This is a genomic window from Paraburkholderia bryophila (assembly GCF_013409255.1).
GTDB lineage: Bacteria > Pseudomonadota > Gammaproteobacteria > Burkholderiales > Burkholderiaceae > Paraburkholderia.
Genome location: NZ_JACCAS010000001.1, coordinates 4,473,468 through 4,487,012 on the forward strand (window position 1 = coordinate 4,473,468; position 13,545 = coordinate 4,487,012).

The following is a 13,545-nucleotide window of genomic DNA, read 5'->3' on the forward strand; positions in this document are numbered from 1 at the left end:
CAAGCCTCAGGCCGCCACGGCCTCGTGCGTTTCGAGCAACTCACCCGTTTCACTCACCATGACTTTCGACGCCTTCAACAGCACCGGAATCGACTTCGACGTCGGCGTGCCCGCGCCGTCGGCGACGGAAGAGAGCGGCACCAGCGGATTCGTCTCCGGATAGTAAGCGCCGAGGCAGCCGCGCGGAATGTCGTATTCCACCAGCAGGAAACCGTCGGCGTGACGCTCGATGCCATCGGCCCACACGCTCGTGATATCCACGCGCTGACCGACCACGAAACCGAGCATCGCGATATCGTCCTTATGGGCGAACAGCACGCGCCGTTGTCCATAGACGCCGCGATAGCGGTCGTCGAGGCCGTAAATCGTGGTGTTGTACTGGTCGTGCGAACGCGTCGTCATCAAGGTCATCAGACGCTCGCCGTATTGCTTGCGCGCCTGGTGAATCGGCGTGTCGACGGCGATCGCATGCACCAGAAACTGCGCCTTGCCGCTCGGCGTTTTCCAGATCCGCTCGCGTGACGCGACGCCCAGGTGAAAACCGCCGGGGGTCTTCAGCCGCTCGTTGTAATCGTGAAAGCCTTCGATCACCTGCGCGATGCCGTCGCGGATCAGCGCGTAATCCGCCGTCTGCGCGAGCCAGTCCACTTTCTCGCTGCCGAGCGTGGCCCGCGCCATACGCGCGACGATCGCGATCTCCGACAGCAGATTCTCCGACGCCGGTTTGTTCATACCGTACGAGATGTGCACCATGCTCATGGAGTCTTCGACGCTCACGCCTTGCGCCACGCCGTTCTGCAGATCGATCTCGGTGCGCCCGAGCGTCGGCAGAATCAGCGCGTCGCGGCCGTGGATGAGATGGCTGCGATTCAGCTTGGTGGTGATGTGTACGGTCAGTGCGCAGGAACGCATCGCTTCCCACGTACGCGGCGTGTCCGGCGTCGCGATCGAGAAGTTGCCGCCGAGGCCGATGAACACTTTCACCTTGCCGTCGAGCATCGCCTGAATCGTGTTGACGACGTCGAGTCCGTGCTCGCGCGGCGGCTCGAAATCGTAGACCTCGCCGAGACGGTCGAGAAACGCATCGGTCGGCCGTTCCTCGATGCCGACCGTGCGGTCGCCCTGCACGTTCGAGTGGCCGCGCACCGGGCACAGACCCGCGCCGCGTCGGCCGATATTGCCGCGCATCATCATCAGGTTCGACAACAGCTGAATGGTCGGCACCGAATTCTTGTGCTGCGTGAGGCCCATGCCCCACGTCGAAATCACGGCGCGGCCCTTCACGTAGATGTCGGCGAGCTTCAGCACCTCGTCGAACGGCACACCGGCTTCGGCGACGATCGTGTCCCAGCTTTCGGCGCGCAGGTCGTCGGCGAACGCATCGAAACCCACCGTGTGTTGCGCGAGGAAGTCGAGGTCCAGCACGCGCTCGAGACCGGAGGCCTGCGCTTCGTCGTCGAGTTCGATCACGCGTTTGGCCACGCCCTTGATCAGCGCGAAGTCGCCGCCGACCTTCGGGCGAATGAACACAGAGCTAATCCTGGTGCTGCCCATGGTCAGCATTTCCACCGGATGCTGCGGGCTCGCAAAGCGTTCGAGACCGCGCTCCTTCAGCGGATTGATCGACACGATGGTCGCGCCGCGCTTCGCGCATTCGCGCAGTTCGCCGAGCATGCGCGGATGGTTCGTGGCCGGATTCTGGCCGAAGATCAGCAGCGTGTCGGCGTGTTCGAAATCGTCGAGCGTGACCGTGCCCTTGCCGACGCCGACCGTGCCCGGCAAACCGCGGCTGGTCGCTTCGTGGCACATGTTCGAACAGTCGGGGAAGTTGTTGGTGCCGTACATGCGCACGAACAACTGGTACAGGAACGCGGCTTCGTTGCTGGCGCGGCCCGAGGTGTAGAAGGCGGCGTCGTCGGGATGGTCGAGCGCGTTCAGATGGCGCGCGATCAGGTCGAAGGCTTCGTTCCAGCCGATCGGCACGTAACGGTCGCGCAGCGCGTCGTAGACGAGCGGATCGGTCAGGCGGCCGTGCTGTTCGAGTTCGAAGTCGGACTGCGCCATCAGCGCTTCGACCGTGTGTTCTTCGAAGAACGCGGGCGTGACGCGTTTGCTGGTCGCTTCGGCCGCGACCGCCTTCACGCCGTTCTCGCAGAACTCGAAGGTGGACGCGTGCTCGCGATCCGGCCACGCGCAGCCCGGGCAGTCGAAGCCGTTCGGCTGATTCTGCTTGAGCAGCGTGCGGTAGTTGCCGCCCGCCACCTTTTCCTTGAGCAGGTTGATGGCGACATATTTCAGCGCGCCCCAGCCGGCGGCGGGGTGCGTGTAGGGTTCGATGCGAGCTTCAGGTTTCTTCATGATCTTGCCGCCGGATGGGCTTTGATATGGCTTTTGAGCCGATACGGTGAGCCTACTGTGTTCCAAATAGCGCGCAGCATACAGAAAATTGGAAAGGGGAGGGGTACAGTTGCTGGGCTTTTGGCATAGACTGGCGTCCCAGCCCATGCCGGTGTGAGCGTGCTCGGAGTCTGCTCTGAGTTTTCTTTTGCGCGCCCCCGGCGTTTTCTGTGAGCCCAAGTTCTTGAAACTGTACGAAAAGCTTGCCGCGGAAATGACGGAAGCCGTACGCCGCGGCGTGTTCGCGCCGGGCGAGCGGATTCCGTCGGTGCGGCAGGCCAGCCAGCAGCACGGCGTCAGCATCAAGACGGTGCTGCATGCGTACGCGTTGCTGGAAAGCTTGGGGATCGTCGAGACCCGTCCGCAGTCGGGCTATTTCGTGCGCGACGCCGCGGCGACGGCCGCCGCGCTGGACCGGGCGGCTGTCTCGGCGATCTCTGCTATCTCCGCCGTCTCCGATCAGCAGCGCCTGACCCGCCAGCCCGCGCCGCAGGCGTCGCCGGTCGCCGCCGCGGTCGACGTGAGCCGGCTGGTGCTGTCCACGCTGCGCAGCATTCGCGCCCACGACGCCGTGCCGTTCGGCTCGCCGTATCCCGATCCGTCGCTGTTCCCGTGGCGGCGCATCAACCAGTACGCGAACGCGATCGCGCGACGTCAGGCGAGCTGGAATCTGATCGACGATTTACCGCCGGGCAACCCCGAATTGATCCGTCAGATCGCGCGACGCTATGCCGAGAACGGCGTGCCGGTCGATCCGGGCGAGATCGTCATCACGCTCGGCGCGACCGAGGCGATCAACCTCAGCCTGCAAGCCGTCGCCAAACCGGGCGACACGGTGGCCGTCGAGTCGCCGACCTACTACGCGATGCTGCACGCGATCGAGCGTATGGGCATGCGCGCGATCGAGGTGGCGACGCATCCGGTGCACGGCATCGATATCGAGGCTTTGGCACGAGTGATTGCCGGGCAGAAGATCGCCGCCTGCATGGTGATGCCGAACTTCCAGAATCCGCTCGGTTTCCAGATGCCCGACGCGCGCAAACAGCAACTCGTCGAACTGCTCGGCGCGCACGACATTCCGGTAATCGAGAACGACGTCTATCAGGAACTGTATTTCGGCGACACGCGGCCTTCGACGCTGAAGAGCTTCGACACGCGCGGGCTGGTGCTGCATTGCGCGTCGTTTTCGAAGAGTCTGACCGCGTCGTACCGGATCGGTTGGGCGCTGCCGGGACGGTATCGCGCGCAGGTCGAGAAGCTGAAGTTTCTCAACACGCTGACCACGCCGTCGGTGCCGCAGGTCGCTGTTGCAGACTATCTGCGGCACGACGGTTACGATCGGCATTTGCGGCACGTGCGCAAGGTTTACCGGCAGCAGGCGCGCATCATGACGGCGATGGTGCAGCGATTTTTTCCGGCCGGCACGCGGATGTCGACGCCGCAGGGTGGCTATGTGCTGTGGGTGGAATTGCCCGAGCGGGTGGACTCGATGCGGCTCTATCAGGCGGCGCTCGCGCGTAGCATCACGGTGGGGCCGGGGATGATGTTTTCGACGCGTAACGACTACCGGCATTTCATCCGGCTGAACTACAGCTATCCGTGGACGCCGCAGACGGAAGCGGCGTTGAAGACCCTGGGCGAACTGGTCACGCAGATGGCGTGAGGGTGAGTCTGCGAAGCGGTATCGGATGAGATTGACGGGTTAGGCAGAGAGACTGGGAGACAAAAAATGGAAGACGACGAAATCGATCCCGTGCTGGTGGCCGTGCTGGCGCAGTTGTGGCGGGCGCAACGCGAAACGCCGGGCGGCGCGTGGTCGCTCGCCAAACTGTCGAAGCAGGCCGGCGTGCCGATGAGCGGCCTGCGCCGGCAACTGACGGCGTTAGCCGATGGCGGCCTGGTGGACACCACTTTCAATGAGGAAGGCACCGGCACGGCGCGCCTGAGCGAACTCGGCGAGGGATTGTGCGCGGAGTTGTTCGGCGAGGGCGATGGCGCGCGCGATGACGACGATGACGATGCGCCCGATCAACACCAAGCCGACCCGCCGCCGAAGATCCACTAAGTCATCTCCACGAGCGCGTTGCCAGACACAGCGCCGATCAACGCGTGCTCATCCAAACCTGTTTGCCTCGCGCCAATACGCGAAAAATTCATCCGCACCACCACCGCAAAAAAATTTTCGCGCTGAAATTGACCTCCGAATATGGCCCCCTATGCTGGAGCCTTGCCTGGCGATGTCGAGCCATGCCAGGCGCTGCGACGGGCACCTTTATCCATCTTCGGAGAATCCATGAAAACAAAGCTGGCGCGAGCACTCCATCATTCATTGAGCATTAGAACCGTCCGTGCCGTGCTGGCCGCGACGCTCACGTTAGGCGCGGCCGGCGCCGCCCATGTCGCGGTCGCGGCCACCGCGCAGCCGCTCGGCATTGCGTTCGTCTACCTCGGCAATCCGGGCGACGCCGGCTGGACCTACGCGCACGAACAGGGCGTCAAGGAGGTCGAGGCGAAGTTCGGCGACAAGGTCAAGGTGACGCGTGTCGAGAACGTGCCGGAGTCGGCGGATTCGGAGCGCGTGTTTCGCGATCTGGCGTCCAAGGGCAACAAGATCGTGGTCGGCTCCAGCTTCGGTTTCCAGGACTTCGAACTGAAGGTCGCGAAGGATTTTCCGGACGCCGTGTTCGAACACGCGACCGGCTACAAGAAGGCGGCCAACTTCGCCACCTATGACGTGCGCACTTATCAGAGCGCGTACCTCGCCGGTCTCGTCGCGGGATACACGACGAAGTCGAACACGCTCGGCTTCGTGGGCTCGGTGCCGGTGCCCGAAGTGGTGCGCAACATCAACGCATTCACGATGGGCGCACGCTCGGTCAATCCGAAGGCGCGCGTGAAGGTGGTGTGGATCAATAGCTGGTTCGATCCGGGCCGCGAAAAGCAGGCCGCCGAAACGCTGATCGGGCAGGGCGCCGACGTGCTGATTCAGAACACCGATTCGACCGCGACCATGCAGACCGCCGAGCAGAAGAAGGTGCACGCGTTCGGTTGGGATTCCGACATGAAGAAGTTCGGGCCGAATGCGCAACTCGGCGCGTGTGTGAGCAACTGGGGCGTGTACTACACGCATCTGGTGGATCAGGTGATGGCGGGCACGTGGAATAACGCGCCGGTCTGGTGGGGGCTGAAAGAGAAAGCGATCGACCTCGCCGACATCAACACCGACGCCGTCTCGCCGGTCGCGCAAAAGGCGTTGAGCCAGAAGCGCGACGACATCATCGCGGGCCGCTTCAATCCGTTCGCCGGGCCGATCATGGATCAATCCGGCGCGGTGAAGGTGGCGGCCGGCAAGTCGCTGAGCGATCCCGAGTTGCTGCGCTTGAACTGGTTCGTGCAAGGCGTGGACGGGTCGCTGCCTAAGTAACGATGGGCTCGGGCGTGAGTGGCCGCGTCACGGCGCAGCGGCCGCTGCCACCTCCGTCGTCGCGGCGGGGTCGAGCATCGCGACGCCGCAGAACCAGTCGCCGCCGTGCGGCTTGTATTTCCATCGACTGCCGTTCTCCCTGAGCACGGTGGCACACTGGTCGTTCACCACGATGCCGGGATTCGCGGCGGTGCATTGAAGCATCGCCGTGGTGGTTTTTGGCGCGGGTGGGAGCGGCGGTTTGTGCTGATTATTCGAGGCGGGCGGTGTGACCGCTGCGATTGATTGCGTCGGTCTGGGCGCTGCAGTTGCAGCAGTCGCAGCCGCCGGTGCAATTTGCATAGCCGACGCAGCCAGTGACTTCACCGCCGGTTGCGTGCCCGCCTGCAAAGTCGCGTTCAAAACCTGCAATTCCTCGATACGCGTCGCGTACCACGTCGAGAGACACGCCGCATCGCGGCAGTTCGCTTCCCGCCATGCCCATTTGCTGTCGCTGTCGTTGAGAAAGGCGCGCCGGTCGACGACTCGCCGACGTGCTTTCCAGTAGAGTTGGCCTAGCAGGCTGTTGAAAAGCGCCCCGTCATGAAGACGGGAGCAGTGTTCACGAGGCTTCCAAATGCGATGTGCTGCTGAATTGCGGGTTCGCACGGTGGTTTTTGTAGGCAATGCGCGTGCGCGCAGGCGGCGCGCCGTGCATTCGCCATGCCGTGGCGGCTCATCGCGTCGCTCCTTGCGGCACCACACCTGGCATTCGCGCCATGCGGGTCAGATTGCTCGCAACCATCGTCAGCTTGAAGTGCTGGTCGACTCGCCGGATGCCGCGATAGACCGTCTGCCGGATCCGACCGACGGTTTTACCCCAGCCGAAGTGCTCCTCGATACGCTTGCGGATGATCTGACTGGTCCGGTAGCCCGCATGCCGCGAAGTGCGCCCGTCGATTGCGCTGCCGCCCGAACGCTCATCGTTGCGCGCGACATGCGGTGTCACGTTGCGAGCGCGGCAATCGTTCACGAAGTCACGGGTGTCATACGCCTTGTCGGCACCGACTGTCTTCGCATGAGCGCCTGGCACGCAATCGAGCAATCGCAACGCGCTGGCCCGCTCGGCGAAACCATCCGCGTGACTAACCACGGCACCGACCACCAGCCCTGAGCGATTCTCCATCAGGATGTGCCCGTGGTAGCACAGGATGGCCGGGCTTTTGTGGCTCTTCTTGAACAATCGCGCCTCCGGATCAGTAGTCGACTCGTGCGTGGCATTGCTACGTCGCTCGCCTCTCCAGTCAGTATCGGCGTTGCGGCCACCGCCGGCGGGCGGACCATCCTCCGGGCCGTCCTTGCGGCGGAAGCTCTTGTGACTGGCCCACGCCTGAATCAGCGTGCCGTCCACCGAGAAATGGTCCCTCGACAACAAGCCCCGTTTGTCCGCCAGGCTCATGACTTCGGTGAAGAACGCTTCCACGACTTCATGCTCCAGCAACCGGTCTCGGTTCTTCGAGAACACCGAGTGGTCCCACACGGCGTCCTCAATCGCCAGCCCGACGAACCAGCGGAACAGCAGGTTGTAGCGCATCTGCTCCATCAGCATGCGCTCGCTGCGCACCGAGTAGAACACCTGCAACAGCAGCGCTCGCATCAGCTTCTCAGGTGCAATCGAGGCACGGCCAGTGTCCGCGTAGATGACGCTGAACAGCCCGTTGAGCCGTTTCAACGCATCATTCACCAGCACCCGGATCGGTCGCAACGGGTGATCTGCCGGGACGAAGTCCTCCAGCTTGACCGTCGTGAACAGGGTTTCCTGCATCTCATCCATTCCGCGCATCGCATCCGCTGCCAAAGATCATGAACACGATATCCATAACGCCCGTCCCTCAAACCCCGCTTACACGGGACCAAAATTCAACAGCCTGCTAGGGTGTCGTCGAGCGTCGAGAGCGCGGGGTCGTTGCAAATCATTCGCTCCGTGAGCGAGCGTCCCTTGTTGCAATTGAAGCTTGTCGCGTGCGCGGACAGGCTGACGAGCATCAGCGCGGCGATCAGGCAAGGGCGAAGGTTCTTCATGGCGGTCCCGGCAGTGCATGGCTTTTTCATGCCGTCGATGATCGGTCGAGTCGCCGCGACCCGGACGCCGGAACAACGCGTGAGTTCGGGTGGGTGATTACGAAATCTTGCCGGTCGAGACGAATGCGAAGGCTTATCGTGACGAATGCGAAGGCTCGACAGGCTTGGGGCCGCGCGTTGACGGAACGCTTTCAGGCATGCGCCGTGCAACTCACGGAGCAGCGGACGGGGGTGTGGGGCTGCCACGGTCTTCATCACCTGCGCAGGCAGGCCGGCAGTCGGAGCGCGGCCGTTGAGAAACGGGAAAAACAGCAGGCAACGGGAGGCAGAATGAAACAACACCTCGTTCGACGTTTTCGATGTCTTTATGCAGCGGCCGGTTTGCTCGCTGTGTCCGCGGGGGCTCACGCGCAGTCGCAGGCTTATACGAGCAGCACGGTCAATGTGCGCGCCGGTCCCGCGTCGGATTACCCGATCGTCACGCAGTTGCCCGGCGGCGTTCCGCTGACGGTGATGGGCTGTCTCAGCAACTATCAGTGGTGCGATGTCGCCGCGCCGAACCTGCGCGGTTGGGTATATGCGGGACGCCTCACTTATCCGTACCAGGGCGGCAACGTGCCGGTGATGAACTACGGCACGGTGATCGGCTTGCCGATCGTGACGTTTTCGATCGGCGCTTACTGGGGGAATTATTATCGCGGCCGGCCGTGGTATGGGCAGCAGTCGCGCTGGGCGCATCATCCGCCGCCGCCTCCGCCGCGACCCGGTGCGGGACGGCCGCCGGGCGGTGGTCGACCGGGCGGTCCGCCGCCGGGGAATGTAGGTGGTGGTCGACCGGGTGGACCGCCGCCGGGGAATGCGGGTGGTGGTCGACCGGGTGGACCGCCGCCGGGGAATGCGGGGGGTGGTCGTCCAGGTGGCCCGCCGCCGGGGAATGCGGGAGGAGGTCGACCGGGTGGACCGCCGCCGGGGAATGCGGGTGGTGGTCGACCGGGCGGCCCGCCGCCCGGGAATGGAGGTGCCGGCCGTCCAGGCGGGCCTCAGGGCAATGCGGGTGGCCGTCCTCAAGGCGGTCCTCCGCAAGGCGGTGGAGGCAGGCCACAGGGCGGCGGCAACGGCGGTGGCCGTCCACCCGATCAGCACTGAACGCGGGAGCGGCGCTCGCGACCGGAACGCCAGGTCTCGACGCGCCCGCTCAACCAGAAAACCTGCGACAACGACCGACACCGACACCTCGGTCCACGCAACGCGGCAAGCACCACCCATAACCGATCCGTCCGCCGACAAATCAAGTCAAATTTCATGCGTCGCGATTAAATCGCGACAGACTCGCGTAAACCCCGGTGCGCCGCGTACACTAAGCTGCCGATGTTGGATTGGGGGGAGCGCACATATGACTTGTGAAGCGACATCTGGTAGCGCGGCGGAAACCACGCCTGAGAGCACGCCGGACAACACGCACTATCGGCCGGAACTGGCCGAGGAGATGCTGGCGTCGGAGCGCAGCGTGTTGCGGCTGATCTCGCGCAATACGCCGCTGCCCGAACTGCTCGACGAAGTCTGCCGTCACGCGGAAGCGTTGCTCGGCGGCGGCGCGTTGTGCTCGATCCTGCTGCTCGACCCCGACGGCGTGCATGTCAGGGTGGGGGGCGCCCCTTCGCTGCCGGCGCACTACAGCGCCGCGCTCGACGGCATCGTGATCGGCCCGCAGGTGGGCTCCTGCGGCACCGCGATGTACGAACGGCGCCTCGTCGCCGTCGACGATATCGAAACCGATCCGCTGTGGGCGGATTACCGGCACCTGGCGTTGCCGCTCGGCCTGCGCGCCTGCTGGTCGGTGCCGTTCGACAACGACGCCGGCGTCGTGCTCGGCGCGTTCGCGGTGTATCACCGCACGCGGCGCCGGCCGACCGCCGAAGAAGAAACCGTGCTGCGCGACATCAGCCGCAGCGTCGGTCTGGCCGTTCAGCAGGACGCCATCTCGCAACGTCTCGAACAAAGCGAAGAACATCACCGGCTGGTGGTCGATCATCTGATCGAAGGGATCGTCGTGCAGTCGCGCGAGGGTGTCGTGCTGGCCTGCAATCCGAGCGCGCAGCGCATGTTGCGCACGACCTCGCAACTCGTCGGGCGCAGCATCCAGAGCGTCATGAAGCGCGCCTATCACGAAGACGGCGCGCTCGTGACCGAGGCCGAACGCCCGACCGTGCGCGTACTGGCAAGCGGCGAGCCGATGCTGGGCGTCACGATCGGTCTGGAATTGATCGACGGCAACGTCGTGTGGCTCACCGAAAACGTCGTGCCGATCTTCAAGCCGGGCGACACCGTGGCGGCCTCGGTGCTGATTTCATTTACCGACATCGGGCCGGTGCGCGAGGCGCAACGACAGCTCAAGTTTCTCGCCACTCGCGATTCGCTGACTGGTCTCTATAACCGCGCCTATCTGACCGAGCGGATGCGCGACCTGTTCAAGCCGGGCTCGGCGCCCGGCATGCCGGAACTGGCGAGCGTCGCCGTGCTGTTCGTCGACCTGGACAGCTTCAAGAAGGTCAACGACACCGCCGGCCACGAAGCCGGCGACGCCTTACTGTGCAGTGTCGCGGAACGGCTGTCGGCCTGTATCGGCCGCGACGACACGCTCGCGCGCGTGGGCGGCGACGAGTTCGTGATCCTGGTCAGCGCGTACGAAAACTCCGCGCATCTGATCGGCCTCGCGCGTCGCATTCTCGACATGATCGCGCTGCCGTTCGCGGTGGCGGACACCGAGTACTACCTGGGGGCATCGATCGGCATCAGCCTGTTTCCCGAAGACGGCCAGGACGTCGCCACGCTGATGCGCAACGCCGATTCGGCGATGTACCACGCGAAGCAGCGCGGCCGGAACAACTTCCAGTTTTTTACCGCCGAGCTCAATCAGCATCTGCAACGCCGCTTCGTGATCGAGCAGGCGTTGCGGCGCGCGCTCGCCGGCAACGAGCTGAGCCTCGTGTATCAGCCGATCGTCGATAGTCAGGACGGCCGCACGATCGGCGCGGAAGCCTTGCTGCGCTGGTACAACAGCGAGCTGGGCAACGTCTCGCCGGTCGAATTCATTCCGGTCGCGGAAGATTCGGGCCTGATCGCCGAGATCGGCGAATGGGTGCTGGCGCGCGCTTGCGAACAGGCCGCGCAGTGGCGGCAGACGCTGGCGCCCGAGTTGATCGTCGCGGTGAACCTGTCGCCCCGGCAGTTCAACGATAGCCTGCTGGAGCGGATCGAGCGCTGTCTCGCGCGCTCCGGGCTCGAACCGGCGGCGCTGGAGCTGGAGATCACCGAACGGCTGCTGATGCATGACAGCGACACCGTGCTGCCGATCTTACGCACGCTGAGCGGCATGGGCGTGCGGATTTCCGTCGACGATTTCGGCACCGGCTACTCGTCGCTGTCGTATCTGAAGCGGTTCCCGCTGCATAACCTGAAAATCGACCGGTCGTTCGTCGCCGGCTTGCCGGATCATCGCGATTCGATCGCGATCACGCAGGCGGTGGTGGCCATGGCGCATTCGCTCGGCATGAACGTGACCGCCGAAGGCGTCGAAACCGTCGAACAGGCGGCGTTTCTGCGGTCGATCAATTGCGACAAGCAGCAGGGCTATCTGTACAGCCGGCCCGTGGGCGCGAGCGCCTATGCCCGCGGGCTGGGCGATGCGCAGTTGGGCATGATCGACGGCGCGGTCCGGGGTGCGATTCATACGCGTTAAAGCCGCATTGAAGCCGTACTGAAGCCGCACTGAAGCCGATTGTTCTGTTTGGCAAACAACTGACTTCGCTTTCCTGGTATTTATCCGGAGGCGCGGTCTCCCTACAATTCACCCATCGAAACGTAAATGGTGCAGGGCGTCGAAGCGGCGCCGGGCGATGGGAGTTGTCATGCCAGCTTTGATCAGAGATCAGCTTTACCGGCCGTCGGTGGTTCTGCCGATGGTCGCGCTCATGCAGGTGATGGTGTCGCAGGACTTCAATCTCGGCCAGGTCGGTTGGGTCGTGGCGGCGCGCGGTGCGCAGGCGGCGTTGCAACGCTCGCGCCGGCTGATTTGCGCCGCGGCCCATTGCGAGGCTTGAGCACGCGGATAGACGGGTGAAAGAGCACCCAGCACAGGCAACCTGAAGCGCCGAGGGTAAGATGCTACGACCTGCACTCAAGCCCCTGGAGCGTTGCCATGCCACAGCACTTCGACGCGGTCGTGATCGGTACGGGACAAGGCGGTTCGCCGCTGGCCGTACGCCTCGGTGAAAGCGGCCGCAAAACGGCGGTGATCGAGCGGGGCGCCTTTGGCGGGACCTGCGTGAACGTCGGCTGTACGCCGACCAAATCTTATGTGGCCAGCGCCCGCGCGGCGCACGTGGCGCGTCATGCCGCAGAACTGGGCGTGCAGGTGAGCGGGACGGTCAGCGTCGATCTGGCGGCCGTCAAGGCGCGCAAGGACCGCATCATCGGCCAGTCGCGCGACGGCGTCGAGAAATGGCTGCGCGGCGCGGACAACGTCACGGTGTTCAACGGCCACGCGCGTTTTAGCGGCGCCCATACGCTGTCCATCAGCGGGCCGGACGGCGCGGTGATCGACGAACTCAGCGCCGACGAAATCTTCATCAACACCGGCACACGCGCCGTCGTGCCGCCGCTCGAAGGACTCGAGCGGATTCGCTACTACACCAACTCCAATCTGCTTGAACTGACGGAATTGCCGGAACATCTGGTGATTGTCGGCGGCAGCTATATCGCGCTCGAATTCGCGCAGATCTTCCGGCGCTTCGGCAGCCGGGTGACGGTGCTCGTGCGTGGCGAACGCGTGCTGACGCGCGAGGATGCCGACTTTGCCGAGTCGGTGCGCAAGGTGCTCGACCGGGAAGGCGTGGAGTTCCGCTTCGGCGTGCAGCCTTCGCGGGTCGAGCCGCATCCGCATCGCGAGAACGACGTGTGTATCGGCTTCGAGCAGAACGTGCCCGCGCTGGAGGCGTCGCACTTGCTGTTCGCGACCGGGCGCGAGCCGAATACCGACGACCTGGGGCTTGCCGCCGCGGGCATTGCCGTGGATAAGCACGGCACGATTCCCGTCGACGGACAACTGCGCACCACGGTGCCGGGCGTCTGGGCAATCGGCGATGTCAACGGCCGTGGTGCGTTCACCCATACGTCGTATGACGATTTTCAGATCGTCGCGGCCAATCTGATCGATGGGGGTTCGCGCAGCGTCGACACGCGCATCATGGCGTATGCGGTGTTCGTCGACCCGCCGCTGGCGCGGGTGGGGATGTCGGAGGCGGAGGTGCGCAAGGATGGGCGCGCGGCGTTGATCGCCACGATGCCGATGTCGCGAGTAGGCCGCGCGCGTGAACGCGGCGAGACGGCTGGCTTCATGAAGGTGATGGTCGACGCGCACAGCAAGCAGATTCTCGGCGCGGCGATACACGGAATTGAAGGCGATGAGGCGATTCACACGTTTATCGACATCATGACGGCGGGGGCGGCGTATCCGACGTTGCAGTTCGCGATGCATGTGCATCCGACGGTGAGCGAGCTGGTGCCGACTTTGCTGGATGGGTTGAAGGCGATGGAGTGAGTGGGGTGAGGGCGAGCGTCGGCGTGGCAGGCGGGGCATTCGACAAAGCCTTCCCCCATCGCAC

At 64.3% G+C, this 13,545-nt stretch carries 10 protein-coding genes and 1 pseudogene; 7 read left to right on the top strand and 4 right to left on the bottom strand.

The features are described 5' to 3' along the window. Nucleotides 1-6: 6 nt before the first annotated feature. Complete coding sequence (locus GGD40_RS20110) at nucleotides 7-2,358, bottom strand: FdhF/YdeP family oxidoreductase (protein ID WP_179744671.1); 2,352 nt, start codon at nucleotides 2,356-2,358, stop codon at nucleotides 7-9. A 223-nt stretch (nucleotides 2,359-2,581) separates the two neighbouring features. On the opposite strand from GGD40_RS20110, the gene GGD40_RS20115 reads away from it, so the two are divergent. The 3 genes from GGD40_RS20115 (at nucleotide 2,582) to GGD40_RS20125 (ending at nucleotide 5,821) form a co-directional block, all read left to right on the top strand. Beyond that, a complete protein-coding gene (locus GGD40_RS20115; RefSeq protein WP_179744672.1) occupies nucleotides 2,582-4,060 on the top strand; it encodes an aminotransferase-like domain-containing protein in 1,479 nt (492 codons plus the stop codon). Nucleotides 4,061-4,126: 66 nt separating this feature from the next. Then, on the top strand, nucleotides 4,127-4,462 hold the full coding sequence (locus tag GGD40_RS20120; protein ID WP_179744673.1) for a helix-turn-helix transcriptional regulator: 336 nt from the start codon (nucleotides 4,127-4,129) through the stop codon (nucleotides 4,460-4,462). A gap of 228 nt (nucleotides 4,463-4,690) precedes the next feature. Further along, entirely contained in the window at nucleotides 4,691-5,821 is a 1,131-nt protein-coding gene (locus GGD40_RS20125; RefSeq protein ID WP_179744674.1) for a BMP family ABC transporter substrate-binding protein, read from the top strand. Between the two features lie 27 nt (nucleotides 5,822-5,848). Here GGD40_RS20125 and GGD40_RS20130 read toward each other — a convergent pair whose 3' ends face one another. From GGD40_RS20130 to GGD40_RS20140, 3 genes and pseudogenes are all read right to left on the bottom strand, one after another. After that, nucleotides 5,849-6,439 (bottom strand): hypothetical protein, encoded by a 591-nt coding sequence (locus GGD40_RS20130; RefSeq protein ID WP_373565342.1) that lies wholly within the window; start codon nucleotides 6,437-6,439, stop codon nucleotides 5,849-5,851. Nucleotides 6,440-6,536: 97 nt separating this feature from the next. Further along, entirely contained in the window at nucleotides 6,537-7,643 is a 1,107-nt protein-coding gene (locus GGD40_RS20135; RefSeq protein WP_373565298.1) for an IS5 family transposase, read from the bottom strand. 89 nt (nucleotides 7,644-7,732) lie between these two features. Continuing rightward, nucleotides 7,733-7,912, bottom strand: a pseudogene (locus GGD40_RS20140) (hypothetical protein); the annotation flags it as partial. 300 nt (nucleotides 7,913-8,212) lie between these two features. Here GGD40_RS20140 and GGD40_RS20145 point away from each other — a divergent pair. The 4 genes from GGD40_RS20145 to GGD40_RS20160 all read left to right on the top strand — a co-directional run bounded on the left by GGD40_RS20145 (nucleotide 8,213) and on the right by GGD40_RS20160 (nucleotide 13,481). Then, on the top strand, nucleotides 8,213-9,028 hold the full coding sequence (locus GGD40_RS20145; protein ID WP_179744676.1) for an SH3 domain-containing protein: 816 nt from the start codon (nucleotides 8,213-8,215) through the stop codon (nucleotides 9,026-9,028). Between the two features lie 247 nt (nucleotides 9,029-9,275). Beyond that, nucleotides 9,276-11,621 carry a putative bifunctional diguanylate cyclase/phosphodiesterase gene (locus GGD40_RS20150; RefSeq protein WP_179744677.1) on the top strand — a complete coding sequence of 782 codons (2,346 nt, stop codon included), beginning with the start codon at nucleotides 9,276-9,278 and terminating at the stop codon, nucleotides 11,619-11,621. A gap of 169 nt (nucleotides 11,622-11,790) precedes the next feature. After that, complete coding sequence (locus GGD40_RS20155; RefSeq protein WP_035546560.1) at nucleotides 11,791-11,982, top strand: hypothetical protein; 192 nt, start codon at nucleotides 11,791-11,793, stop codon at nucleotides 11,980-11,982. Between the two features lie 98 nt (nucleotides 11,983-12,080). Further along, entirely contained in the window at nucleotides 12,081-13,481 is a 1,401-nt protein-coding gene (locus GGD40_RS20160) for an FAD-containing oxidoreductase (RefSeq protein WP_179744678.1), read from the top strand. The last annotated feature ends 64 nt before the right edge of the window (nucleotides 13,482-13,545 follow it).